This is a genomic window from Ruegeria sp. EL01 (assembly GCF_900313035.1).
Classification (GTDB): Bacteria; Pseudomonadota; Alphaproteobacteria; order Rhodobacterales; family Rhodobacteraceae; genus Ruegeria.
The window spans coordinates 65,244-90,646 of record NZ_OMPS01000016.1 but is presented as its reverse complement, the minus strand read 5'-3'; the positions used below and the strand labels follow the sequence as shown (position 1 = coordinate 90,646).

At 58.4% G+C, this 25,403-nt stretch carries 29 protein-coding genes; 12 read left to right on the top strand and 17 right to left on the bottom strand.

Going from position 1 to position 25,403, the window contains the following annotated elements:
- The first annotated feature begins 21 nt into the window (after positions 1–21).
- The 6 genes from D9K61_RS08750 to D9K61_RS08720 all read left to right on the top strand — a co-directional run bounded on the left by D9K61_RS08750 (position 22) and on the right by D9K61_RS08720 (position 6,152).
- The gene (locus D9K61_RS08750) at positions 22–840 is read left to right on the top strand and encodes a ferritin-like domain-containing protein (protein ID WP_371688468.1); all 819 of its coding nucleotides are present in this window, start codon (positions 22–24) and stop codon (positions 838–840) included.
- A 176-nt stretch (positions 841–1,016) separates the two neighbouring features.
- On the top strand, positions 1,017–2,342 hold the full coding sequence (locus D9K61_RS08740) for a M23 family metallopeptidase (protein ID WP_120632857.1): 1,326 nt from the start codon (positions 1,017–1,019) through the stop codon (positions 2,340–2,342).
- A complete protein-coding gene (locus tag D9K61_RS08735) occupies positions 2,332–2,832 on the top strand; it encodes a polymer-forming cytoskeletal protein (RefSeq protein WP_120632856.1) in 501 nt (166 codons plus the stop codon). The genes D9K61_RS08740 and D9K61_RS08735 overlap by 11 nt, the downstream gene beginning before the upstream one ends.
- A gap of 132 nt (positions 2,833–2,964) precedes the next feature.
- Positions 2,965–3,774 (top strand): zinc-dependent peptidase, encoded by an 810-nt coding sequence (locus tag D9K61_RS08730; protein ID WP_120632855.1) that lies wholly within the window; start codon positions 2,965–2,967, stop codon positions 3,772–3,774.
- Positions 3,775–3,964: 190 nt separating this feature from the next.
- A complete protein-coding gene (gene aqpZ / locus D9K61_RS08725; RefSeq protein WP_120632854.1) occupies positions 3,965–4,654 on the top strand; it encodes an aquaporin Z in 690 nt (229 codons plus the stop codon).
- A gap of 208 nt (positions 4,655–4,862) precedes the next feature.
- Positions 4,863–6,152, top strand: a complete 1,290-nt coding sequence (locus D9K61_RS08720; RefSeq protein ID WP_120632853.1) for an isoprenylcysteine carboxyl methyltransferase — start codon at positions 4,863–4,865, stop codon at positions 6,150–6,152.
- Positions 6,153–6,275: 123 nt separating this feature from the next.
- Here the strand turns inward: D9K61_RS08720 and D9K61_RS08715 are convergent, their stop codons facing one another.
- Both D9K61_RS08715 and D9K61_RS08710 read right to left on the bottom strand, forming a co-directional pair.
- Positions 6,276–6,833 (bottom strand): peptidylprolyl isomerase, encoded by a 558-nt coding sequence (locus D9K61_RS08715; RefSeq protein WP_120632852.1) that lies wholly within the window; start codon positions 6,831–6,833, stop codon positions 6,276–6,278.
- Complete coding sequence (locus D9K61_RS08710) at positions 6,826–7,332, bottom strand: peptidylprolyl isomerase (RefSeq protein WP_120632851.1); 507 nt, start codon at positions 7,330–7,332, stop codon at positions 6,826–6,828. The genes D9K61_RS08715 and D9K61_RS08710 overlap by 8 nt, the downstream gene beginning before the upstream one ends.
- 134 nt (positions 7,333–7,466) lie before the next feature.
- On the opposite strand from D9K61_RS08710, the gene pgk reads away from it, so the two are divergent.
- From pgk to D9K61_RS08685, 5 genes are all read left to right on the top strand, one after another.
- Positions 7,467–8,657 carry a phosphoglycerate kinase gene (gene pgk, locus D9K61_RS08705; protein WP_120632850.1) on the top strand — a complete coding sequence of 397 codons (1,191 nt, stop codon included), beginning with the start codon at positions 7,467–7,469 and terminating at the stop codon, positions 8,655–8,657.
- Positions 8,658–8,806: 149 nt separating this feature from the next.
- Positions 8,807–9,106 (top strand): septum formation initiator family protein, encoded by a 300-nt coding sequence (locus D9K61_RS08700; protein ID WP_162946812.1) that lies wholly within the window; start codon positions 8,807–8,809, stop codon positions 9,104–9,106.
- Between the two features lie 175 nt (positions 9,107–9,281).
- Positions 9,282–10,271 (top strand): pyruvate dehydrogenase (acetyl-transferring) E1 component subunit alpha, encoded by a 990-nt coding sequence (gene pdhA / locus D9K61_RS08695; RefSeq protein WP_120632849.1) that lies wholly within the window; start codon positions 9,282–9,284, stop codon positions 10,269–10,271.
- Between the two features lie 15 nt (positions 10,272–10,286).
- Entirely contained in the window at positions 10,287–11,660 is a 1,374-nt protein-coding gene (locus tag D9K61_RS08690; RefSeq protein WP_120632848.1) for a pyruvate dehydrogenase complex E1 component subunit beta, read from the top strand.
- A 14-nt stretch (positions 11,661–11,674) separates the two neighbouring features.
- On the top strand, positions 11,675–12,979 hold the full coding sequence (locus D9K61_RS08685; RefSeq protein WP_120632847.1) for a pyruvate dehydrogenase complex dihydrolipoamide acetyltransferase: 1,305 nt from the start codon (positions 11,675–11,677) through the stop codon (positions 12,977–12,979).
- Between the two features lie 68 nt (positions 12,980–13,047).
- Here the strand turns inward: D9K61_RS08685 and cysE are convergent, their stop codons facing one another.
- Positions 13,048–13,857: a serine O-acetyltransferase gene (gene cysE / locus D9K61_RS08680; RefSeq protein WP_120632846.1), complete on the bottom strand. Its 810-nt coding sequence runs from the start codon at positions 13,855–13,857 to the stop codon at positions 13,048–13,050.
- Positions 13,858–13,941: 84 nt separating this feature from the next.
- On the opposite strand from cysE, the gene D9K61_RS08675 reads away from it, so the two are divergent.
- A complete protein-coding gene (locus D9K61_RS08675) occupies positions 13,942–14,280 on the top strand; it encodes a TraR/DksA C4-type zinc finger protein (RefSeq protein ID WP_120632926.1) in 339 nt (112 codons plus the stop codon).
- On the opposite strand, the gene D9K61_RS08670 is transcribed toward D9K61_RS08675, so the two are convergent.
- The 14 genes from D9K61_RS08670 to D9K61_RS08605 form a co-directional block, all read right to left on the bottom strand.
- Positions 14,270–14,557: a hypothetical protein gene (locus D9K61_RS08670; protein ID WP_120632845.1), complete on the bottom strand. Its 288-nt coding sequence runs from the start codon at positions 14,555–14,557 to the stop codon at positions 14,270–14,272. The genes D9K61_RS08675 and D9K61_RS08670 overlap by 11 nt on opposite strands.
- An 8-nt stretch (positions 14,558–14,565) precedes the next feature.
- Positions 14,566–18,513: a glycoside hydrolase/phage tail family protein gene (locus D9K61_RS08665; protein WP_120632844.1), complete on the bottom strand. Its 3,948-nt coding sequence runs from the start codon at positions 18,511–18,513 to the stop codon at positions 14,566–14,568.
- Positions 18,513–18,959, bottom strand: coding sequence for an NlpC/P60 family protein (locus tag D9K61_RS08660; protein ID WP_120632843.1), 447 nt, complete (start codon positions 18,957–18,959; stop codon positions 18,513–18,515). The genes D9K61_RS08665 and D9K61_RS08660 overlap by 1 nt, the downstream gene beginning before the upstream one ends.
- Positions 18,956–19,843 (bottom strand): DUF2163 domain-containing protein, encoded by an 888-nt coding sequence (locus D9K61_RS08655; protein WP_120632842.1) that lies wholly within the window; start codon positions 19,841–19,843, stop codon positions 18,956–18,958. The genes D9K61_RS08660 and D9K61_RS08655 overlap by 4 nt, the downstream gene beginning before the upstream one ends.
- Positions 19,843–20,475 (bottom strand): DUF2460 domain-containing protein, encoded by a 633-nt coding sequence (locus D9K61_RS08650; RefSeq protein WP_120632841.1) that lies wholly within the window; start codon positions 20,473–20,475, stop codon positions 19,843–19,845. The genes D9K61_RS08655 and D9K61_RS08650 overlap by 1 nt, the downstream gene beginning before the upstream one ends.
- Positions 20,476–20,490: 15 nt before the next feature.
- On the bottom strand, positions 20,491–21,153 hold the full coding sequence (locus D9K61_RS08645; RefSeq protein WP_120632840.1) for a phage tail tape measure protein: 663 nt from the start codon (positions 21,151–21,153) through the stop codon (positions 20,491–20,493).
- Positions 21,140–21,349: a rcc01693 family protein gene (locus D9K61_RS08640; RefSeq protein WP_120632839.1), complete on the bottom strand. Its 210-nt coding sequence runs from the start codon at positions 21,347–21,349 to the stop codon at positions 21,140–21,142. Before D9K61_RS08640 ends, D9K61_RS08645 begins: the two co-directional genes overlap by 14 nt.
- A complete protein-coding gene (locus D9K61_RS08635) occupies positions 21,346–21,666 on the bottom strand; it encodes a gene transfer agent family protein (protein ID WP_120632838.1) in 321 nt (106 codons plus the stop codon). The genes D9K61_RS08640 and D9K61_RS08635 overlap by 4 nt, the downstream gene beginning before the upstream one ends.
- 5 nt (positions 21,667–21,671) lie before the next feature.
- Positions 21,672–22,085 (bottom strand): phage major tail protein, TP901-1 family, encoded by a 414-nt coding sequence (locus D9K61_RS08630; protein ID WP_120632837.1) that lies wholly within the window; start codon positions 22,083–22,085, stop codon positions 21,672–21,674.
- Between the two features lie 20 nt (positions 22,086–22,105).
- Positions 22,106–22,519, bottom strand: coding sequence for a DUF3168 domain-containing protein (locus D9K61_RS08625; protein ID WP_120632836.1), 414 nt, complete (start codon positions 22,517–22,519; stop codon positions 22,106–22,108).
- Complete coding sequence (locus D9K61_RS08620; RefSeq protein WP_120632835.1) at positions 22,516–22,854, bottom strand: phage head closure protein; 339 nt, start codon at positions 22,852–22,854, stop codon at positions 22,516–22,518. The genes D9K61_RS08625 and D9K61_RS08620 overlap by 4 nt, the downstream gene beginning before the upstream one ends.
- Entirely contained in the window at positions 22,851–23,450 is a 600-nt protein-coding gene (locus D9K61_RS08615; RefSeq protein WP_120632834.1) for a head-tail connector protein, read from the bottom strand. The genes D9K61_RS08620 and D9K61_RS08615 overlap by 4 nt, the downstream gene beginning before the upstream one ends.
- Positions 23,451–23,622: 172 nt before the next feature.
- Positions 23,623–24,801, bottom strand: coding sequence for a phage major capsid protein (locus D9K61_RS08610; RefSeq protein ID WP_120632833.1), 1,179 nt, complete (start codon positions 24,799–24,801; stop codon positions 23,623–23,625).
- A gap of 34 nt (positions 24,802–24,835) precedes the next feature.
- Positions 24,836–25,381 (bottom strand): HK97 family phage prohead protease, encoded by a 546-nt coding sequence (locus tag D9K61_RS08605; protein WP_174235087.1) that lies wholly within the window; start codon positions 25,379–25,381, stop codon positions 24,836–24,838.
- Positions 25,382–25,403 lie beyond the last annotated feature (22 nt).

Genomic DNA, 25,403 nt, shown 5'->3' with positions numbered 1-25,403 from the left:
GTGCCCTTAACATTGACCGAGATGGCGACCGAAGTGCTAACAACCGCGGACGGGCGGGCCAAGACCGCCCTGTCCAAACGCCATGCTGCCGTCTGGCTTGCGTCCCGCAAAGGCCAGGCCCCAGAGATTGAGATCGGCACTGCAGAACCGCCGTTGAACCCGGCTCGCCCCGACAAACCTGAACTGCTGTCCCCGCGCGATGTCCCGAGACGCCGCCCCGGCACCGACGCCGGGCGCATCGCGCTGCTGCATGCAGTGGCACATATCGAGCTGAATGCTGTCGACTTGCATTGGGATATCATCGCCCGCTTTGGCCATGTACCGATGCCCATCGGGTTCTATGACGACTGGGTCAAATGCGCCGCAGAGGAATCGCGCCATTTTGAGATGGTGTGCGATTGCCTGGATCAGATGGGCAGTTACTATGGTGCCCTGCCCGCCCATGCCGGTATGTGGCGCGCCGCCGAAGACACCGCCGAAGATCTGATGGGACGGCTTGCCGTTGTGCCTATGGTGCTCGAGGCCCGTGGGCTGGACGTCACACCCGGAATGATCGACATCTTCCGCAAGGCAAAGGCCGAACAAGCGATTGCCGCTTTGGAAGTGATCTACGCCGAAGAGGTCGGGCATGTTGCCTATGGGTCGAAATGGTTCCATTTCCTGTGCGGGCGCGAAAACCTGGACCCGAAAGATGTGTTTCATCAACTGGTCCGCCGCTACTTTCACGGGCAACTGAAACCACCCTTCAACGAAGAGAAACGCGCCGAAGCCGGTCTGCCCCCCGATTTCTACTGGCCGCTGACCGAAGATATGCCCGCGCCCGGATCAGTCTCAAATTGATCCTTTTTAGGTTAATTTCGGCAAATTCCCGCCGATGACGCACGGGAATTGCCTGTTCTCAGCCACATATTGGTCAACAAACTTGCCCGAACGCAGCAGCCCCTTTATGCAGTCCGCCCAAGGGGCGGCGATCCACTCATGACCGGTCCCGATCTTGGGGATGAAAGGTGAGGCGCGTGAGAACACGTCTGGCAATAAAACTACACTCACTTCTTGAACGGCAATTTCCGGAACGTCGCGTGTTTCTGAAATCGGATCAGGACACGCGGTTTATCCGTCTTAGCTCGGAAACTCAGTTTTTCGCGGTGGCTGGTGTCGCTGTGATCGTGGGCTGGACAACCGTCGCGACAGCGATCCTGCTGATGGACAGTATCGGGTCAGGCAATTTCCGCGAACAGGCGAAACGGGATCAGGCGACCTATCAGGAGCGCCTTAACGTGTTGTCGACCGAACGTGACTCGCGTGCGCATGAGGCGCTGGCGGCACAGGATCGGTTTAACGCTGCGCTGGAACAGATCTCGGCGATGCAATCAGAACTTCTGGCATCGGAAAACCGCCGTCGCGAGCTGGAAACCGGAATTGAAGTGATCCAGACCACGTTGCGCGCAACAATGAAGCAGCGCGAAGCAGTTCGCACGGAACTGGCCGAATTGCAGCAGGAAGCTGACGGCACGGACATGTATAAGGCCGCCGTCGCCAACCCCGCTCAGATGGAATTCATGACCGAAGCGCTGGCGCGCACCGCTGAAGAGCGGGATCAGATCGCTGCGAATGCGCAGAACGCTTTGGATCAACGCGACGATCTAGAGCTTGAAATCCAACTGATGCAGGAACGCAGTGACGAAATTTTCCGTCAGTTGGAAGAAGCCATGGTTATCTCGGTCGAACCGCTGGACAAGATGTTCCGGCAGGCTGGCATGCCCACTGATCGTATTATCGAAGAGGTTCGACGCGGATACAGCGGTATTGGCGGTCCGTTAACCCCTTTAACGTTCAGCACACGCGGAGAAGAGCTGTCCGCAGATGAGATCCGCGCAAACACGCTGCTGCAGCAGATGGATCAGCTGAACCTCTATCGTATCGCAGCAGAAAAAGCGCCTTTTGCCAGCCCCGTTCGCGCCGCCGTTCGCTTTACCAGCGGATATGGCACGCGCCGCGATCCCAAAACCGGTGGACGGCGCATGCATAACGGCGCGGATTTCGCCGGCGCGCAGGGCACCGATATCTTCGCGACGGCAGATGGTGTGGTGTCTCATGCAGGCTGGCAATCGGGCTTCGGGCGGCTGGTCAAGATCAGGCACGCCTTTGGAATTGAGACACTTTACGCTCATAACACCAAGATCAACGTAAAGGTCGGCCAAAGGGTCTCGCGCGGGGATCATATTGCTGATATGGGTAGCACCGGACGGTCGACCGGCACGCATCTTCACTATGAGGTGCGCGTGAACGGAAAGCCCGTAAACCCAATGACTTACATCAAGGCTGCGAGAAATGTTTTCTAAGAGCAAAATCAACGAGCCCGGATCCAAAGAGGCTGAGGCAACAAAACCGGCTGCCCCGGCAACTCCGGCGGCACCAGCACCGGCAGAACCGAAGGCCAGCACCGCGCCCAAGCCCAAGCCACCCGCGTCGGTTTTGTCTTCTGACCTGCACATCACAGGCAACCTCAAGACAACCGGCGACATTCAGGTTGAGGGCACGGTCGAAGGCGATATCCGCGCCCACCTGCTGACAATCGGCGAAACAGCGACCATCAAAGGCGAAGTCACCGCTGATGACGTTGTTGTAAACGGCCGCATCGTGGGCCGCGTACGTGGCTTGAAGGTGCGCCTGACTTCCACCGCTCGCGTGGAAGGCGACATCATCCACAAGACGATCGCGATCGAAAGCGGCGCGCACTTTGAAGGTTCAGTCCAGCGTCAGGATGACCCGCTGAACCCAGGCCGCAGCTCGAAGCCAGGTGCCAACCCGGCGGCGGAAGTCAAACAGTAAGTTCCGCAAATAGAACAGAAATTCAGACGCCGTAGGTCAGCCTGCGGCGTTTCTTTTTGGGGTAACCTGCCAAGAGCAGGTCGATGTATGATCAGAGTTCCAAGTTCGACCTGAGACAGATAGAATTCCCCCATGTTGATTTTCCTTACAATTGTCGCGCTGATCGCAGGGGTCTTGATCTTTCGCCAATGGTCGAAGTCGCAGGCGCGTAAGTCGCTGCTGGCTGCGCCGCTGACGACGCATCAAAGCAACCTCATTGAAAGCCACGTTCCGATTGTACGACGATTGCCGTCGGAGCTGCGCGCCAAGCTGGATGGCAAGGTGAACCTGTTTCTGGATCAGGTGACATTCTTTGGCTGTGATGGCCTTGAGGTCACAGAAGAAATGCAGTTGTCAATTGCCGCGCAGGCCAGTCTTCTCGTCGCCAATAATGACATGTGGTACGATAGCCTGACGACCATTCTGATCTACCCCAATGCCTTCAAATCGCGGCAAACCAAACACAGCGGGTATGTCGTGACCGAAAAAGAAGTCGTGCGGACCGGCGAAAGCTGGAATCGCGGCCCTGTGATCCTGTCCTGGGAACACAGCCAGCAGGGCGCGCTGAATGAACACGACGGCCAGAATGTGGTCTTTCATGAGTTTGCGCATCAAATAGACGATCTCTCTGGCAGCACCAATGGCGTCCCAGTCCTAAGCGCAGGTCAGAGCTTTGATGAATGGGAAAGCACCTTTCTGACAGCCTACAACGCCCATGTGTGCGCCGTTGAGGCCGGGCAGCCAAGCGTAATCGACCCCTATGGTGCCGAGGGGCATGAAGAGTTCTTTGCTGTTGCAGTTGAAGTGTTTTTTGAGAAACCGCAGGCTTTGAAAAAAGAGATCCCGGAAATTTACGAGCAATTGGAAAAACTGTTTCACCTTGATCCCATCACCTGGGTTTAGGTCTCACGCCGGGCAGAAATTGCAAAATTATGCCTGCCTCGCAAAGGGCGATCAGCCAGTGACCGTTACCGATATTCAGGCCAACTGGCTTGTGACAAAACATCAACCGAAATTCCCCGTTCGCGCCAATCTGACAAAAGGTACGTTTTGTTGTACAATTTCATAAGATTGTTTTGACCTAGGAGTTTTCATGTCTTCCAAACTCATGGCCGAGTTTTTCGGCACTTTCTGGTTGGTCCTTGGGGGCTGTGGCAGTGCGGTACTTGCAGCGGGTGTAGCAGACGTGGGGATCGGATGGCTGGGTGTGTCCCTCGCCTTCGGCCTGACGGTTTTGACTATGGCATACACAGTCGGTCACATCTCGGGCGGTCATTTCAACCCGGCGGTCAGCCTCGGCCTGATGATCGGTGGACGGTTTCCAGCCAAGGATCTGGTCCCCTACTGGGCGGCGCAGGTATTTGGCTCTATGGCAGCAGCGGCGGTTCTGTACCTGATCGTGAGCGGTGCACCAGACTTTATCGGGGTCGGCAGTTTTGCCTCAAACGGGTATGGGGACGCATCGCCCGAAGGCTATTCGATGATGTCCGCGCTGGTGATCGAGATCGTGATGACCGCGTTCTTCATTCTCATCATTCTGGGCGCAACATCAGACAAGGCACCAGCCGGGTTCGCCCCGATCGCCATCGGACTTGGTCTAACCCTGATCCATCTGGTGTCGATTCCGGTGACAAACACCTCGGTCAACCCGGCGCGGTCGACAGGCGTGGCGCTTTTTGCCGATGGCCCTGCCCTGTCTCAGCTTTGGCTGTTCTGGGTCGCTCCGCTGATTGGTGGTGCGCTGGGCGCGATGATCTGGAAAGTCATGTCGCCAGACGAGTAAATTGGTTACTCAAAGACGCAACCATATCGGTTGCGTCTTTGAACTTGTTTACAGTGCGTTAACTTGGCCTGCCCGTGCGCAGCAAAGGGCTTTGACGTTAGAATTCGCAGGTCACACATTGCGCACGATTCCAACACGGCTGAATTGGCCGGTTGAATTCCAGTAAAAAGCCGCGAAAATCCAGCCGCATGTATACGAGTTCGAATTCATGAAGTCCCGCCCCGGTTTCAAACGTCCCGCATCAGCGATTCCGGCGACAACCGGTTTGATCGCTGTGATCAGTATTCCGGTTCTTCACTACCTGTGGCCAGATATGCCGAGTGTTTCGGACCGGGACCAAACCGTATTGTTTGCCCTGTCTGTCTTCGGGCTGATGGCGTTGTCCGAATTCTACTTTGCCAAACTGCATAGATTACCGGGCAGCGGTCTGGTCTACAGATCGCAGAATTTTTCTGACCCCACCTATATTCGGGATTTTCAGGTCAAGCTGGTCGGATTGATCACAAGTGCTGCCCTGTTGGCGCTGTTTTATTGGTCGGCTGACCTGTACCGGGGCGATTGGTACACGCCGTTCTTCTCACTACTGGCGGACTATTGGGGGCTTATCCTGGCTGTCGTTCTGGCCGTAGTGACATCTGTTCATTTCATGATGCGTCACCCGCGCGACGGGATGTGGCATCTGGGGCGGGTCGTCCTGACCATGGGCCGCCAATCTACCGATGCACGCGGATTGAAAGTCTATCTGCTGGGCCTCGGCGTCAAAGGGTTCTTTCTGCCACTGATGTTCTGCTATCTGGTTTATGACTGGACGTTTTTTCAATCCAGATCACTTTGGAACGCCTCGGGGTTCCCGGAAGTTTACGAACATCTTTTCAGGTTTTCTTTCTTCCTGGACCTGACGGTCGTCGTCATAGGATATGCGACGGCCACGCGCCTTTTGATTTCCCACATCCGCTGGACTGAAACCACTATCGGAGGGTGGCTGGTCTGCATAATCTGCTATTCCCCGTTCTGGCAGGTCCTGTCCCGAGACTATTTCAACTATGTTCAGGACGATTTCGCTTGGGGCGCATGGCTGTGGAATTACCCGGTTGCCTACACGATATGGGGCAGCACAATCCTGTTCTTTCTGGGGATGTACTGTCTGACAGCCGCCCGTATGGGTCTGCGGTTTTCGAACCTCACGTATCGGGGCCTCGCCTGTGATTTTCCCTATAACATCAGCAAGCATCCATCTTACATCAGCAAGAACATCAGTTGGTGGCTGGTCTCGATCCCCTTCATCGCGGTGGATTTCTGGGCAGGCGTGGCCAATTGCATCGCTCTGTTGGGTGTAAATGTCATCTATTTTCTGCGCGCATGGCACGAGGAACGTTGCCTGTCGCAAGCACCGTCCTACCGCGCCTATCAGCGCTACATTAACGAAAACGGATTGCTGGCGCGGATCAAGAACAGCGTGTCCAGATCAGAGCCGCAGACATCAGAGAAGGTGAACTGACGCTCGGCTTCGGGCGGCATGGCTGGCTTGTGCCAGATCAATTGTTACCGAAGCGGACGGCGGCCATCAAATAGACGGACAAATCAGAACCCGGCGCTACAAATGGCGCCGGGTTCTAGAGATTTACTCTGTGACGGTGACTTTTTTCATCACATCCGGCTGACCGACAACGGCGCCGTTCTGACCTTCGCCACGTTTGATCGCATCAACGACGTCCATGCCGTCGGTGACCTGACCAACAACCGTGTACTGACCGTCCAAGAACGGGCCTGGTTCGAACATGATGAAGAACTGCGAATTGGCGCTATTGGGATCTTGTGACCTTGCCATGCCCACGATGCCCCGATCAAAGGTGGTGTCCGAGAACTCGGCCGGTAAATCCGCACGTGCAGACCCGCCGCGACCTGCGTTGCGAATATCAAAGTTTTCGGCGGACTTGTTGCCGAATTCCACATCGCCTGTCTGGGCCATGAAGCCTTCGATCACACGGTGAAAGACGACGCCATCATACTGGCCTTCAGTTGCCAACGCCGAGATTTGCTCAACATGTTTCGGGGCGACGTCATCAAATAGATCGATTGTGATCGTGCCGTTGGCACCCTCGCCCTCGACCTCAATCTTTAAACCCGTGGCCAGCGCGGGGCTGGCCAGCAGGGCAAAAACAGTGGCCAGCTTATGCATCTGCGGCCACCTTGACGCTGATCATACGATCTGGGTTCGCTGGCGGCTCACCCTTTACGATGGCATCCACATGCTCCATCCCGTCGATCACACGGCCATAAACAGTGTACTGCCCATTCAGGAAGTGATTGTCTTTGAAGTTGATAAAGAACTGCGAATTGGCAGAATCCGGGTTTTGCGAGCGCGCGGCGCCCAATGTGCCCCGGTCATGCGGCAGCTTCGAGAACTCGGCCGGAACGTTTGGCAGTGACGATCCGCCGGTACCTGCCATCCGCAGATTGAACCCGTCTTCCATGTCGCCGTGCTGTACGTCACCGGTCTGCGCCATGAACCCGTCGATCACACGGTGAAAAGCTACGTTGTCGTACTCGCCCGCACGCGCCAGCTCTTTCATCCGCGCGCTGTGCTGTGGTGCCACATCGGACAGCAGCTCGATGATGACATTGCCGCCGCTCAGCTCGACGATGATTGTGTTTTCGGGATCTTTGATCTCGGCCATTTGGCCCTCCTGTCGTTTTATCTTGGGCAATTACCTATTCGCCGGGCGCGCGAATGCCAAGTGACGCATTGACCTGAGGGCAAAATGCAGGAAAAGAACCGCCTAAATCCGTTTCAACACACGAGGATCGCGCGATGGGCTGGAAAACACTGGACGATATGGACCTGAACGGCAAACGCGTGCTGGTGCGCGTCGACATCAATGTGCCTGTTGTGGATGGGACTGTGACGGATGCCACCCGCGTTCAACGCATCGTGCCAACGGTGCGCTATATTCTTGCGGCAGGCGGCAAGCCGATCCTGCTGGCCCATTTCGGACGTCCGGGAGGTGAGCGGCGCGAGAGCCTGTCCCTGAAGCAGCTTGTGCCCACACTTGAAAATGCCTTCGAAGCTCAAGTTCTGTTTGCCGCTGATTGTGTCGGCTCCGAAGCGGAACTGGCAGCCGAAGCGCTGCAACCGGGGCAGGTCTTGCTGCTGGAAAACACCCGCTTTCACGCAGCCGAGACGAAAAACGATCCTGATCTTGCTGCTGGCATGGCCCGGCTGGGTGATATCTACTGCAACGACGCCTTCTCGGCCGCCCACCGCGCCCACAGCTCAACCGAAGCCATTGCGCGCCTGCTGCCTTCTTGTGCAGGCCGTCTGATGCAAGCCGAGCTGGAAGCGCTGGAAGGCGCGCTGGGTGCCCCAAAACGTCCTGTGACGGCGGTGGTTGGTGGCGCCAAGGTTTCAACCAAACTGGAACTGCTGGGCAACCTGATCGACAAGGTCGACTATCTGGTGATCGGCGGGGGCATGGCAAACACCTTTCTGGTTGCCAAGGACATCAACGTCGGCAAGTCGCTGGCTGAGACCGCAATGAAAGATACGGCCGCAGATATTCTGACCAAAGCGGACAAAACGGGATGCAAGATCGTTTTACCGCGGGACATCGTAGTGGCAGAGAAATTCGAGGCCAACGCCCCGCATCAAGTACTGCCTTCGGATCAGTGTCCCGATAACAGCATGATCCTGGACGCGGGTCCTGAAAGCGTTGCCGAGATCACCGAAGTCTTTGCGCAAAGCCATACCCTGATCTGGAACGGCCCGCTGGGCGCGTTCGAGTTGGAGCCATTTGACACCGCCACCAACGCGGCTGCCCTGAAGGCAGCAGCGCTGACCCGGTCCGGTCAACTGGTCTCGGTCGCTGGAGGAGGCGATACGGTTGCCGCCCTGAACGCCTCGGGTGCGGCGCATGATTTTTCCTACATCTCAACCGCCGGTGGGGCGTTTCTGGAATGGATGGAAGGCAAAACACTACCGGGTGTTGCAGCGCTAGAACATTAGCTGGGCGGTCAGATGTCAACGCGGTGATACGCATTTCGGCGCTTTTTGCGAATCAGGGGATTCACATCGCGAATCACCTGTGACATAGTGCTGACAGATGCCCGCAAAGGGCACGTTTTTGAGGCAGAGTTCATACGGCGGTAAACAGAGTGTCCCGTTCCCATCGGCCCGGCTTGGGCGCAGTTGTCTTTTTCTCGGTGGCTTTCATGCTGGGTGTGTATTTCACCTTTGCCGCCGTGCAGGGCGACTATGGCCTGTTCAGACGGGTCGAGATTGCTGCGGAACGGGATGCCCTGTCGCGCGACTTGGCGCAGCTTGATGCCGAGATCACCGAAATGGAAAACCTGACGCGCCGCTTGTCCGATACTTATCTGGACCTGGACCTGCTGGACCAGCAGGCCCGTTCGATCCTGGGTATGATCCGCTCGGACGAAATTGTTATTCAATAATCTCGCCTGCCTTTTGGGCCAAATTAAGCGTCATCCAACATTGCCAACTCTCGGACTCCTGCTGGAAACCGCGGGTCCCGACGCTGCGTCACATTTCCACTCGCCAGACTGCCCCAAATGCTTTATGAGATAGTTTAAAGCTAAACTATCTGTCCGGAAGGGGGAGATCGCCACGATGGCTGCGCGAAAAACCACAAAGAAACCAAACGTTTCTGCGGAAGAGCTGAAAACCTATTACCGCGAAATGCTGCTGATCCGCCGATTCGAGGAAAAGGCTGGTCAGCTTTATGGAATGGGCCTGATCGGCGGGTTCTGTCACCTGTACATTGGACAGGAAGCCGTTGTTGTTGGCCTCGAAGCAGCCGCTGAAGATGGCGACAAGCGCATTACATCTTATCGTGACCACGGCCACATGTTGGCCTGCGGTATGGAACCCGGCGGCGTGATGGCTGAACTTACCGGGCGTGAGGGTGGCTTGTCCAAAGGCAAGGGCGGCTCGATGCATATGTTCTCGAAAGAGAAGCATTTCTACGGCGGCCACGGCATTGTTGGTGCTCAGGTTCCCCTGGGTGCAGGTCTAGCCTTTGCCGACAAGTACAAAGAGAACGGCCGCGTGACCTTCACCTATTTCGGTGACGGCGCCGCGAACCAGGGACAGGTCTACGAGACCTTCAATATGGCCGCGATCTGGAGCCTGCCAGTCGTCTTCGTCATCGAAAACAATCAGTACGCCATGGGCACATCGCAGGCCCGCTCGACCTCGACCAAGGACATCTACCACCGGGGCGAGGCGTTCGGCATCCCCGGTGAGATCGTCAACGGTATGGATGTCATGGCCGTCAAAGAGGCCGGTGAAAAGGCCGTCGCGCACTGTCGCGCGGGCAAAGGCCCCTACATCCTTGAGGTCAAGACCTATCGCTATCGCGGCCATTCGATGTCTGACCCGGCCAAGTACCGCACGCGCGAAGAGGTTCAAAAGGTCCGCGAACAAAGCGACCCGATCGAACATGTGCGCGAGTTGCTGCTCAGCGGCAAACACGCCAGCGAGGATGATCTGAAGGCGATCGATAAAGAAATCAAAGAGATCGTGAACAAGGCCGCCGAATTCTCGAAAGAAAGCCCCGAGCCGTCACTGGACGAGCTCTGGACCGATATCTACGCCTGAGAGGACGAATAAGACATGGCAACCGAAATTCTCATGCCCGCACTCTCGCCGACCATGGAAGAGGGCACATTGGCCAAATGGCTGGTCAAAGAGGGCGATACCGTATCCTCGGGCGACATCATGGCCGAGATTGAAACCGACAAGGCGACGATGGAGTTCGAAGCGGTCGATGAAGGCATCATTGGCAAAATCCTGATCGTTGAGGGCGCCGAAGGAGTTAAGGTGAACACCCCCATCGCCATTCTGGTCGAGGAAGGCGAAGACGCCTCCGCCTTGCCCGCGTCTGCACCAGCAGCCGCAGCGGTGACCGAGGCCGCCCCTGTGGCGGTTGAGGCCGCCGCTCCTGCCGCCGCAGTCCCTGCCGCGCCTGTGGTGGACCTGTCGCCAGACTGGCCTGCAGATGCCGAGATGACGCAACAGACCGTCCGCGAAGCCTTGCGCGACGCCATGGCCGAAGAAATGCGCAGCGACGAAAACGTTTATCTGATGGGTGAAGAAGTCGCTGAATATCAGGGCGCTTACAAAATCTCACAGGGGCTTCTGGACGAGTTCGGCAGCAAGCGCGTGATTGACACGCCGATCACCGAACATGGCTTTACCGGCATCGCGGTCGGCTCCGCCATGGCGGGACTGAAACCGATTGTCGAATTCATGACCTTCAATTTCGCCATGCAAGCGATGGACCAGATCATCAACTCCGCCGCTAAGACGCTTTATATGTCCGGTGGTCAGATGGGCTGTCCCATTGTGTTCCGTGGCCCCAACGGCGCCGCCGCACGCGTTGCCGCCCAGCACAGTCAGGATTACACTGCCTGGTATATGCAGGTGCCGGGCCTCAAGGTGGTTGCACCGTATTCGGCGGCAGATGCCAAAGGCCTGCTGAAATCTGCAATCCGTGATCCCAACCCGGTGGTCTTCCTGGAAAACGAGATCCTGTATGGCCGGTCCTATGACATGCCGCAGGTGGATGATCTGACCGTTCCGCTGGGCAAGGCGCGTATCTGGCGCGAAGGCTCGGACGTCACCATCGTCAGCTTTGGCATCGGCATGCAATTGGCCCTGGAAGCCGCTGACAAACTGGCCGAGGACGGTATCAACGCCGAGGTGATCGACCTGCGTACTATCCGACCGATGGACACGGGCGCCATCATCAACTCGGTGATGAAAACCAACCGTCTGGTGACCGTTGAAGAAGGCTGGCCGCAAGGCTCAGTTGGCAGCTACATCTCTTCCGTGGTGATGCAAGAGGCGTTCGACTACCTCGACGCCCCCGTGATCAACCTTACCGGTAAGGACGTTCCGATGCCTTATGCGGCGAACCTCGAAAAACTGGCGCTGGTGACCACCGATGAGGTGATCGCCGCCGTCAAACAAGTGACCTACCGGTAAGGAGCGACAGACAGATGCCCACCGAAATTCTGATGCCCGCCCTGTCACCGACCATGGAAGAAGGCACGCTTGCCAGATGGCTGGTCAAGGAAGGCGATACCGTCTCTTCCGGTGACCTGCTGGCCGAGATCGAAACCGATAAGGCGACGATGGAGTTCGAAGCTGTTGACGAGGGGACCATCGGCAAGATTCTGATCGCCGAAGGCACCGAAGGGGTCAAGGTCAACACCGCCATCGCGGTCCTGTTGGAAGATGGCGAAAGCGCCGATGATATTGGCACCGCGCCCGCCAAAGCGCCTGCGGCTGCACCTGCAGCCGCCGCGGGCAACGAGGCTGCCGCGCCAGCGGTGTCCGAGGCGCTTGCCCCTGCCCCCGCCGCTCCGGCCAAAGCCGATGGCGGTCGTATCTTTGCCTCGCCTCTGGCGCGTCGGATTGCAGCTCAGAAAGGCCTCGACCTTGCTCAGATCACTGGCTCGGGCCCGCATGGCCGCATCGTCAAGGCAGATGTAGAGGGCGCAACCGCGACCGCACCTGTCGCCGCGACCGCACCCGCCGCAGCAGGGCCCGCTGCCACCGCGGTCCCGACTGGTCCGTCGGCGGATATGGTCGCGCGGATGTACGAAGGCCGAGAGTACGAAGAGGTCAAGCTTGACGGGATGCGCAAAACCATCGCCGCCCGTCTGGCCGAAGCCAAACAAACCATCCCGCATTTCTACCTGCGCCGCGATATCAAGCTAGACGCGCTGCTGAAGTTCCGCAGCCAGTTGAACAAACAACTCGAAGCCCGCGGCGTGAAGCTGAGTGTCAATGACTTCATCATCAAGGCCGTCGCCAACGCGCTGCAACAGGTGCCCGAATGCAATGCCGTTTGGGCGGGTGACCGGGTGCTGCAACTGAAACCCTCGGATGTGGCCGTCGCTGTAGCAATCGAGGGCGGCCTGTTCACTCCGGTCTTGCAGGACGCCGACACAAAATCGCTGTCCGCACTCTCAACCGAGATGAAAGACCTCGCAGGTCGCGCGCGCGAACGCAAACTGGCGCCGCATGAATATCAGGGCGGCACTTTCGCGGTCTCAAACCTGGGCATGTTCGGCATCGATAATTTCGATGCCATCGTGAACCCACCACATGCGGGGATTCTGGCGGTCGGGACTGGCGCAAAGAAACCCGTTGTCGGCGACGATGGAGAATTGACTGTTGCAACCATCATGTCCGTGACAATGTCGGTCGATCACAGGGTCATCGACGGCGCGCTTGGCGCACAGCTTTTGCAGGCCATCGTCGACAATCTGGAAAACCCGATGGTCATGCTGGCCTAATCCGGCGAACACACACAAAAAAGCCGCCTCAATTTTCGAGGCGGCTTTTTTTGTTCATTCAACTCAGGCTATTGGTCCTTGCCCAGCATATGATCCATAGAAATGGATGGCTGATCGCATCCCGCTTCCCCCACGATCTTGGCAGGGATACCGGCCACCGTCTTGCAGGCCGGAACCTCTTGCAACACCACTGAACCGGCAGCGATACGGCTGCAATGACCGACTTCGATATTGCCCAGTACCTTAGCGCCAGCCCCGATCAGAACACCGTCGCCAATCGTCGGGTGGCGCTGTTCTTCTTCCTTGCCGGTCCCGCCCAGGGTAACCGAATGCAGCATCGAGACATTGTCGCCCACCACTGCAGTCTCGCCAATGACAATGGAATGGGCGTGGTCGATCATGATGCCCTTGCCGATTTTCGCGGCAGGATGGATATCGATCCCGAAAATCTCGGACGAGCGCATCTGGAAGAAATATGCCAGATCGTAACGCCCCTTGCGCCACAACCAATGCGCTACACGATAGGCCTGCATCGCCTGATAGCCTTTGAAATACAGGATCGGCTGCAGCAGTCGATGGCAGGCCGGATCCCGTTCATAGACGGCCATCAGGTCTGCACGGGCAGCTTCAAGCAGGCTGTAATCATCAGCATAGGCTTCATCGACAATCTCACGCAGAACCATCATCGACATCTCATTCGAGCATAGCTTTGCCGCCACCCTGTAGGACAGGGCACGCTCCAGGCTCCGGTGATGCAGGATACAGGCATGCACCAAACCACCCATCAGGGGCTCTTTCTCGACCGCGTCGTGAGCCTCAGAAGTGATACGATCCCAAACCGGGTCAACATTCGTCACTTGTCTGCGCGTTTCAAACATAGCTTTTGATCCTTTGCTGCGCCTAGAATGCCATTTAGTGACAAAAAGACCAAACGCAAACCTGTGAACTGCGATGCAACAAGAATGAATGAGTTAAAACGCGCCCAATTCGAAACAAAAATCCGCGCGCATCTAGCGGAACTGGAACAGTTGTCCGCGTGCGGCCAGACGGCACAGGCCGTTGTTGAGTTGGACCAGCAGGCCGTTGGCCGCCTCAGTCGTATGGACGCGTTGCAAAATCAGGCGATGGCAAAGGCACAACAGGTCAACCGTGACCGCGAAACCTTTCGCCTCAAGGCCGCATTGATCCGCGTTCAAGAAGACGAATATGGGTACTGCGAAGATTGTGGAGATGAAATTCCCGACGGGCGACTGGAGTTGGATTTGGCGGCCAGCAGATGTGTCAGCTGCGCTACTGGTTGATTTGGAACCGAACAAGATGGCGCAGAACCGTTTCAAAACATTGACAATATCGCAAGTCGTCGAAACCGGGTTCGTTCGCCAAGGACCTGTTTCGTGCAACTGCCATGAGCGAGCCGTTGCCATAGATCGGATGAAGTCGACCGGTTTTAAGGACATGCGCGTCAGCCAGTTCAGCCTCGGCAATCATTCGAATGCAAAGACGTTCTCGGTCAAACTGCGGCACAAACAACAAGGCCCGTGCCGCAGAACTGACATCACCATGAAGAACAGGACGCATCAAGCAGCCTACCCGACCGTCAGGCGGGACACGGCACCTGGCCCGTAAATGGCAGAGACTTGCGCCACTTCAACATCGAATGGCCCCGTCACGGAATCGGTTGCTTGCATCGCCGTTGAATACAGCCAATTGGGCTCGGTCGTGACGACCTCACGCACCACCGCGCCGCCAGCCAATACGCGCAGCAGGTAGGATTCGCTTTCTTCGCCCAAGGGCACATCCAGACCGGACCAATCGTCTCCGTCCAACCGAGTGCGCCGTATCCACGACAGCTCGTGCCCGGCCGGGGTCGATCTGACCCTTAGATGCGCAGGTGCATAAGGTCTCAAACCATTTCCGTTGAACGCTTCGACCAGATGCTGGTACGACGGGTCATCGTATCCGCGTGTCGCCGGGCCGATGCGATAGTGCTTGGCGATGCGCCGTTCAGTCCGCAGCAGGCTGGTCTGATGGACGCGATCGTTCAGCATCACGAACAGCGACCCTTCGGGCCACACATCCGGCATCAACGCATCAGTGCCCAATTGGCCCCTCAGCCGGCCAGACAACGCGTAGATGCCCGGGTCCTCTAACGTGGCATCCGAGAACTGGAATACTTCCCAGTTATCGGGCGAGCCATCGCCAATTGCGGCAAGGTTAACGCCATCCAGCAATGCGTCGCGTGGGCGGGATTCCAAAAGACCCTCGATCAGATTGACCCGCAATGCAGGACCTTCATCCCAGATCCCGGTACTGGCCCGCCGTAATGGCGTCTCGGTTCGTCCAATGATGGCCTGACCGGTGACCACATCGCTCAGAACATAGCCGTCATCACTGGCTGATGAATAAACCGCCGCACTGCCGGGCCATGGGTCGGCCGAAACCGCTAGGTACGGCGCGTGCGGCACCTCGGCTCCAGTTAAAAGAGGTAAATCCAGGAAGACCGGCAGAACAGGCACCGGCGCCACATAGGGCTTCGCCGTCACGGCGTCCTCTTGCAGTTCGGCCGCCTTATAGACCCCCTGTTCGATCCGGACGGCATCTGCCAATTGCAACTCGGCAGTTTCCAGACGGTCAATCCGATAGACCGCTGCGCCATCCTCAGCCGACAAACGCACCAGATCACCGGCACCCAAATGCATCATTGACGGCGGCAAAGCGAACCGGGACGTGTCGCGGGACACCCGTGCCTCACTCAACCAGCGTTCTGCGGTCTGGCGTCCTTCTGCGCGTGTCATCGACAATGGCATTTCATTGACCGACACCGAATGCGTACTGGTATCGGGCAAAACTGATTCTTCCGCGACCACATCGTGATCTGCGTCGGATTGTACAAACCGCAAGCGCACGCGGCCTGTCATCTCTGCTTCGGCTTCCCGACGATACTCGATGGTGCCATCGAGGTCAGAACTGACGGCCAGATGATCGGGATCAAGTTTCACCGCTCCATAGCCATCTCGCATCTGGAACCGCAGCACCCCGTCGCGTTCGAGCGCGTCGAAGCCATAGCGCAGCATCAGCGGTTGCAAAGCTGAGCGGGCATTTGTCACGTCCTCTATCACATAGCCGCGCACAATGCCGTACAGCTTCGACACGTCGATATCTGTAACACCGGCGCCATGGCAGATCTCGGTCACAACCGACGCCAGAGTTCGTGACCCCGAACGTCCATTCAGCCAATGACCACGCGCATAGTTGTCGCCATCGCTCCACTGGCTGCGCAAGTTCGGAAACGTCGGGAACGGGCGCGCATCCCAGGCCCAGACATAGGCGTTCGACAGGTCCAGCATAGGGCCGCCATAGATGCCCGAAATAGGATTGACCTGCGGATCATTCCAATAGCCCAGCATCGCCTTAAGGTACTGCACCTGCATAAAATCATCGCGCAGCCCATTGGAATACTTGGGCAGGAAGGATTCCGAAGATTTTGGGTCAAGAAACTTGTTCGGCTGGTTCGTGCCATTGTCGATCGCGGCACATCCCAACTCGGTGAACCAGATCGGTTTTGATCCCGGCACCCAACCAGTTGGGTTTGCCTGTCGAGCACCGCCTATCCGCTCGTGATGCGGGTTTGACCACCAGTTTCGCAGATCCTTGTATCGCCAGATCCACGGTTCGTTGTGCTCATCATCCGTAATCGGCGCCCTGATCTGGGCGGTGGCCTCTTCAGGCGAGGCATAATACCAATCATACCCTTCGCCGCCTTCGATATTGCCGCGCAAATAGTCCAGATCATAAATGGATGGCGCACCGGCCTCGGCATCCAGATGGTCTTGGCCATCGCGCCAATCCGAAAGCGGCATGTAGTTGTCGATGCCGACGAAGTCGATATTGTCGTCGGCCCAAAGGGGATCGAGATGAAAGTACCTGTCGCTGGTACCGGTCGGTTGGTAGCCGAAATATTCGCTCCAATCCGCTGCATATCCGATTTTTGTATGCGGTCCCAGGATCTGCCGCACTTCGGCTGCCAGCGCCCGCATCTGCTCGACCGCTGGGAATCCGGATGCACCACGGATCTGTGTCAGACCACGCATCTCAGACGCGATACAGAACGAGGTCACACCGCCCGCCGCCTTGCACAGCGCTGCATAATGCAGAATGAACCGTCGCAAGCCCCACTCTGCTGGTCCATGATATGACACCGTGCCATTTCCGATGGAGAAGTCATTGGCCCGGGCATGCCCGAAAAACGCAGCAACCTGCGCGTCGGCTGATGCCGACTGATCCAGGGAACCTGAACGCCCCGGCGCGATATCCAGCGTGATCCGCCCCCGCCATGGTAGGTGTGGTTGTTCAGATCCATCGGACCACGGGTTCGGCAAACCGTTTCCCTGCAATTGCTCCATCAGGATAAACGGATAGAACATGACGCGCTTTCCGGTGGTCTTCAAATGGCGGATCGCCTGCACCACCGCCGCATCCGCAGGGGTACCACCGTAAACCGGACGATTATCCTGTTGCTTCACGATCTGAGCAGTGTTGCGGTTCAGCCCCGACACCGCCCAGGGCATACTCTGACCGTCAATTTCTTTCTGTTCGACCTTTGGCCGGATCTGGCAGGAACCACAGCGCAGATCATCTCCGAACCATGACACGATCAACGATGCCGCGTCACAGGCAGGCACCTCTTTCTCAAGGGCCTGTGTCGAACTCACCAAGTCCGGCAGGCCCGAAGCAGAATTCACGTTGGCCGCCCGATGGTGACCAAACTGATTGGAATAGTTCACCTGAGTGCTGGCCAGCGCATATTCTCCGGTTCCCGGCATCAGCGCCACGCCGCGCACGATCTGAGGCAACGAGCTGTCATGATCCGGCATATCCGGCTGCGCAGGGCGCACCACTTCAAAAGAGAATTGCGGAACGCGGTTGCCAAACTCGGCCAGTTGGAAGTCCTCAATAACTACATAGGCCGTTCCGCGATACGCAGGCACGGTTCCGGCGCCTTCGATTGCCTCGATCAGCGGATCAGGCAACTGGTCTTCGGTGCCATGGTAGATGCGCATATTCAGGCCAACACGCTCCTGCTCTTCACCATCGGCCCAGATGCGCGCGACATCGGCGATCTCACCCGCCCCGACTGCAATCGCCAATGAGACTGAATAGCTGTAGGTTACCGTCGTAACCTCGGGCGTTTTGGGTTTTCCCTTGCCGCCGCCGCCCCCTTCGGTCGTGGTGCTGCGGCTTTCCAGGAAATCCGACGCCCAGATCACCTGACCCCCAACGCGCATACGTCCAAACACGGTGGTAACCGGTGCGCCTTCGCCTGTTTCTGTTAACCGGAAACGGTCCATGCGGCCGGTCTCAATGACCTCACTACCATCGCCCATGACTGATTGGCTTAGCAGCCTTTGGTCGATGATCCGACCCACGGTGGCACCAACCGCGCGCCCGATGATCGCGGTCGACAAACCTGCGACCGTGCCCCCAATCGAACCGCCCAGCGCCGCCCCTGCAGCAGAAAGAAGAATAGTAGCCATCAGAGGTCCTCCAACGGGAATTCAAAACAAGCGACCACCCGGCGACGCCATGGATCGCTTAATGCGTTTTCGACAACGCCATATCCGGAATATGCGTGGACAAAACGTGGCGCGTCGCCTGTTTCACTGACGATACCAAGATGCTTAGCGACGCCGCGATCTCGCATCCGGAACAGCAGCACATCACCCGCTTCCAGCACGGACGTCGGCTTTGCAACCAGATGCCGTTGCGCGGCCGCCCACATGCGTTCCTCGCCCTGAGGTTCAGACCAGTCCTTGCTATAGGCTGGCACCGCTTCGGGTTCCCGTCCGATTAAAGCCCGCCAAACACCGCGCAGCAGACCCAGACAATCCGTACCAGCCCCTTTGGTTGCAGCCTGATGTACGTAGGGTGTGCCCAGCCACAAGCGGGCCTCGGCCACAATATCTTCTCTGCGTGCCTTCACCTGATGCTCCCCCCTTTGTTCGACTTGTTTTTCTTCGGCACAGCCATCACCCAATCTTCGCCGGGAAGATCCGGGAAACCCTGGAAATTCAGAGTATTGGCGAACTTCAAGCGGCAGGTTTCCATGCGCTTGTCGCATCCAGCGGTCAGCTTGATCCTGTCCCCGATGGCAAGCCCGCCACCTATGCCGGACCACAGCGTAACCTCGCGGCCACCATCGATGCGCCGGTCTTGTTTGATCGACGCCCACAAACCGCTCGCCTGGCCAGACACTACGTCCAACCTGCCGCGTTCGAACCAAGCCTCGTCTGCGGCTTCTCCACCGATCAGGCGCAGCAATGTTCCTCCGTCAAATCCGAGGATTTCTGCTTCGACTGAATACCCCGGAGTTTCCGTGTTGAAACGGCACACCCCATCTCCCAACACAGCCGTACAAGGCTTTTGGTAGACGCGGCCCAAAGGCCGATTTAGCAAATCTGTCAGCCCCCGCAGCTCGGCGTGAAAGGCTCCACCTGCTCGACGCAATTCACCGATCGAGCCCCGGAACTGCAGCATGCGCTGATCCAGATTTGCCCAATTGACCAACCAGGCCCGAACCTGTGCACCGTCAAAGCGCCCAGCCTCGATATCCTCGTCCCTTACCGAGGCGTCGGATAACGCGCCCATGGCCTCGGAATTGTCTATCGAGAGGCCGGTCGCTTGCTCGATCGCTGCTGCCGTCAGACCGGTACTGGCCTTAAAGACCAACCCATCAAACTGCAGCTCCTTGTCATGATCTGTAAATCCGTATTCCTGCCCATCTGTGCGCGTGATCGTCCAACAGCGGCACACCGTTGTCAGCCCGCTTTGCAGGTGAGCGTGCAGTCCGTGTTTATCGCCCGCCATCAGACCCGCACCTCGACCACAGGTACATTGGGTGCATCGCCTGCCTGAAAGCTGGCGACGCTGGTCTGGATCTTGTCAGTATCAAAGCGCACCGGCACGTCAAACTCGAACCCGGCCGTGATATCGACCTCTTCCGGGGGCGGGTCAGCGAACGTAACTACCCCGGTTGTCAGGTCCACTTCAAAGTCGACACCTTCCCGAACCTGATCCTGATCCAGCCCCAAGCGCACCGTTCCAAGTACAGGCTTCACAATCGGGCGGACATAGCTGACACCGCCCGAGCTATAGGTTTTGACCAATTGAAACTGGGTCTGCACCGCATCACCGCGCGCGATGACCTGATCTTCCCCCGTAACATCCGCGGACGCTTTGCCGGACTTGAAATCCGACCAGTCTTTCCAACGAAACCCGAACATCTGCCCTTGCCGTGCTTCGAAAAAGGAAATCAGCGTTTCAATGTCATCAAGGGATCGCATCCCCAGACCCGCATCATACCGCCGCCGCGAATGCGCCCAGGGCGTGTTGCGTTCCTCGAACCCATTGGCCAATGTCACGACATCCGTGCGCCGTTCTGGACCGCCGACCGAGCCAAAACTCAGACTCGCGGGAAATCTCACCTCGTGGAAATTCATGACCTGCTCCCTTGTCTATCTGTTGCGATTGCCACGGCCCAACGCCCGGCTCATCTGGGCGGCGATCTGGCCTTGCGAACGTCTAAATCCCTGCACATCAGGAGTGGAGATATTCATAACGACATTCACTGGCTGCCCGCCGCCCGCACTTCGAACGCCCAGCTTTCCATCCGGCCCACGCGCAAGTGGCATGATCGCCTCCGGCCCTGCCTCGCCCATCAACCCGGTTCCGCCGCGCATCGGGAAGGTGGTTGGTCCGCTGACCACGCCACCGTTTGCAAAGGGCATGACCCGACCCTGGGAAAAGCTGCCTCCATCCGCGAACGGCAACAACCCTTGCACCAGGCCGCCAATCCCACCCGCCAGCAGGCCGCCAAAATGGTCCGTAACCGGCTTGATCGCCGCCGAGTAGGCAGTCCGTATCATCGAATTCTTCAGCACATCCAACGCATCCGATAGGCTCATCCCATCCAAGACCACGCCATCGAATGCCTTGCGCAACCCGCCTGACATGCCGCGCTCCAGGGTGGCGACATCCTTACCGGTTTCCTCAAAGGCGGCGCTGATCCGCTTCATTTGTCCGTCAAAGGCCGCTGCCATCGATGCAGCATCGCCCAACGAGTCACCCAGCGCCTCCCCCCGCTCTTGCAGGTCATCAAACCCGTCACGATCCGTCATCACGCTCTCCTTGTGTCTTGTCCGGATAGGCCGCCAACAAGGCGTCCAGGCCAGCCTTGCTCATCGCTGGCAAACCCGCGCCGTGCCCAAGCATCAGCCGTAGCTCGGCGGGGGTCAGACGCCAGAATTGATCTGGCGTCAGGCGCAGCCCCAGAAACGCGGCACGCATCAACGCAGGCCAGTCGAACCCACTCATGCCTGCTCTGGAACCATGAACGCCCGCGCTAGCAACTCCGCCGCTGCTCGTGCGCCCTCCATCGGGCCACCCTTAATCTCGGCGCTCAGCAGGTCGGAGCCGGTCATTTCCGCGCCTCCGCCCCGCAATCCCGCCACGATCAGCGCCAGCACATCACGACTTGAATAAGTCCCGCCTTCAAACCGCTGCACCAGCTCAACCAAAGAACCAACTCCCAGTTCCTGTTCCAGCTCTGCCAAAGCACCCAATGTCAGCTTGAGCACCCGCTGCTCCTCATCGATGGTCAACGCCACCTCTCCCGTCCATGGATTAGCCATATGGGTTACAGCGCCGTGAAGGTCAGAGCGCCAGCGCTTGCCATGCTCATCTCATAAGTCGCCTCACCATTGTGCGAACCCGCATACTCGATCCCAGTGACCTGAAACGGGCCTTCGACAATGCCGAAATTGGGGATGATCACCTGAAACCCCGGCGTCTCGCCGTCAAAGAACAACTGCCTGGCACGCTCATCCGTCCCTTCGTCCTTAAACACGCCTGATCCCGAAATCGCAGCAGACTTGACCCCTGCCCCGGACAACAACTCGCGCCAGCCGTCTTGGCTTTCCAGGCTGGTGACATCCACACTTTCCGCGTTGAAACTGACGCGCGTCGCGCGCAACCCCGCGATGGTCTCGAACAGGCCCGAGCCGTTCATATCCACTTTGACCAACAGGTCTTTTCCGTTCTGGGCACCCATATGCTCTCTCCAATGATTGCTTAGTCGTCTTCCACGCGGGCGCGGAATCTCAGGTCGATCTGGCGGATTGCGCCGCCGGTTCCTGTGCGCCTGGCGCGGGCCCGTTCAAACCACAGCCCCACCAAACGCCCCCGATCCAATGCCGGTGACGCATTCTCCAGCGCGTCACACACCGCGCCCGCTAACGTCTTGGCGGCGCCAAACCCAGCGGCCTCTGACACCACCGACACCGTGAACCGATGCACGGCCCCTTCGTCTGATCTGTCCGAGGCTGCGCGCACATCTTCCGGGCCCAGCGTCACATAGGTTTGCGGCACTACCCCGGCAGGAACTGCGTCGTAAATGGCCCCACCGGACAAAGCGGCGACGTCTGCGTCCGTCGATAACTGCTGATAGACCGCCGCCTGCAGGGCGGCTGAAACGCCGTAACTCATGCCGCCACCTCCTCATCTGCGAAGCAGGTCAGGAATTGGCCACGTGGGTCGCGCTCGGCAACCGCCCGGATCACGAAACGGCGGTCGCCCTCGCGAAACCGCTGATCTGGCGCCGGCCGCATCGACGACCCCTCAGGCGCACCCCGTACGACGATGCGATAACCAACGCGCGACACCGGCACCCCGGCAATCTGGCGCTCGGCCCCGTTGCGCGCCGTGACCTCGGCCCACAGCGTTCCCTGCCCGGCCCAGGTTTCGGTATAACCACCCGCGCCGTCAGCCACTCGCACCGGCGCTTCAAGCACCAGCTTTCGGTTCAAATGCGGCATCTTCATTTCGCCACCCCTGCGCCGAAACGCACCATCCGATACCGCTGGATCAGGCTGGTCACGCCAAACGGCATACATCCGTCGCCCAACGCGGTTTCATCGCGGTATTCGTAGTAATGCGCCGCCAGCAGCAGCACGGCTTGCCCCAGATCGGCTGGCAAACCACCCCAATCCGCAGCCATCCCAGCAGTGAAGTCGATCTTGACCGACCCACCCGTCGCAATCGCAGGCAGCGCGGCAGCAAAAGGTCGCAACCGGGGCCGCTGACTGTCCCGCTCCAACCGATAGGCGTCGGTGGCGGCTAAAGTTTCAGCCCCGGCTGTGTCAGTGACCGTCACCGCATCAATCGCTACGACCGGAGCAACCGGCAATACCTCGCCCGCCGCATCGCGCCAGCCGTTCAGGCTCCACGAGAACTCACGCTCGATCAATACCTTGCCGGTACGCGCCTCAATCGCCGCGATCGCCGCCCGTAGAAAACCCTTCAGCACCTCATCTTGTACACTCGCCTCGGCAAACCCTGTGCCCAACCGCAAATGCGCCTTGAACTGATCTACCGGCAGCGCCGCATCCGCGATGGCGGCTTCTTCGATCAACATCATCCATTCACTCCGCAATCTGGGACCCCTCCGGGGGCCGCACTCTCAGGAAAATGACGGGCACGCGCCGCCCCACGTTGCTCGGACGGAGGGGAGCAGCTAGACAACGCGGGGGATCTCACCCCGGCCCGCGCCCGCCGTCCGAGGGGCCGAGGCCCCCCGGATCCGCCACCGCTTAGGCGGTGCCGAATTTCACCAGCTTGATCGCGGCAAAGTCGCTTACGTCGCCGCCCACACGTTTGGTCGCGTAGAACAAGACATGCGGCTTGGCGCTGAACGGGTCCCGCAGCACACGCAAATCAGGACGCTCTGCAATGGTGTATCCGGACTGGAAGTCGCCAAACGCGATGGAGAAACTGTCCGTGGCCGCATCTGGCATGTCCTCGGCGATCAGTACCGGATACCCCATCAGGCGCGCCGGCTCTCCAGCAGCCAAACCATCCGACCACAGGAAGCGGCCGTCGCTGTCTTTCAGCTTGCGGATCACACCGGCGGTTTTTGAGTTCATCACAAAGGTACCGTTCACGCGGTACTGCGCACCCAACGCATAGACCACATCGACAATCGCATCTGCGTCGACACCGCCATCGATACCGCTCGGCACATAACCCAGATTACCCCAGGTCCAGCCATCATTTGCAGTGGTTCCGTGGGTCAGAATGCCCTTGGGCTTGTCCGCACCATCGCCGTTGATAAAGGCCGCCGCTTCGGCCCGCGCGAACTTGTCCGCGATACGTCCGGCCAGCCAGCCTTCCACGTCAAACGCGCTGTCATCCAGCAATCGCTGTGACGCCTTGGGCAGTGCGCTCAGCTCGTGTAGCGGGATCGAGATGCGATCAATCATCGGCGTCGCCGTCCCGGTTGTGTCCGAACTTTCGTCCGCCCAACCCGCACCAACATCGGTATGGTCGACCAGAACATCGAACGAGTTCGCCTCAACATTCACCACTCCAGCAATCGAGCGGATCGAAGCCGTGGATTTCAAAACCGACTTGATGATCTCGGTGGTTTGGGGATCGACCAGATAGCCACCGTCGCTGTTCACTGCGCTCGACAGAGATTTCGCCTCCATCTCAAGCCCGCGCAACCCATCGTCCTCGCCGGATCGCACATAGGCGTCAAAGGCCTTCTGATGTGGTGCACCCTCGTCGATCGAGGCGGCAAGATGCGGACGCGCCGCAATAGTAGATTTTCGATCCAGCATAGTCAGTCGCTCTTCTGTCTGTTGCAATTTTGTTTGAACTTCAGCCTTCAGGCCCTTGAATTCATTCACGAAGCCAGTCATCGCCTGCTTCACCTCCTGAACCAGGGGCACACCCTCTCCGGCCAAGGCCGGGGTTTCGGTCTTGCTCATCAGCACTTCCTTTTCGGGGTGAGTTTGCGGCGCGCTAGATTCGCGCCAGCTCCTGCCGGGCGGTGTCGAACACCTCGGCAATACTGCGCCAGGTATCCTCGACCTCGGGGTCCGTCCCCTTGGCTGCCACCCGCGCACTGGGCAACATAGGGAAGGTCACCAGTGACACCTCCCATAGCTCCAGTTCGGTCAAGAGCCGCTGGCCCTTGTCATTCTTCACGGCCCGTTTGGTGCGATAACCAATCGACAGCCCGTCAATAGCGCCCGCCCGGATCAACTCCGCCGCCTCACGGCCTTTCTGCGTGCTTTCAAGCAATCGGCCCTTGACCCATAGGCCCCGGTCGTCCTCACGCACCTCATCCCACACGCCGATGGGCTGCGCCGGATCGTGTTGCCACAACATCTTGACCCGCTGCCCGGCGATTTTCAGACCCTCAAGCGAGCCATGATATGCACCTTTCTGTACCACATCGCTGCCCTGATCGACCTGACCGAACAGGCTGGCATAGCCTTCGATCGCCGCATCCTCGGTCACCGATAATCCATCGCCAAACCGCGCAAACTTGTGCTCCAAATCCATGAGCAACTCCTTGTAAGTATCT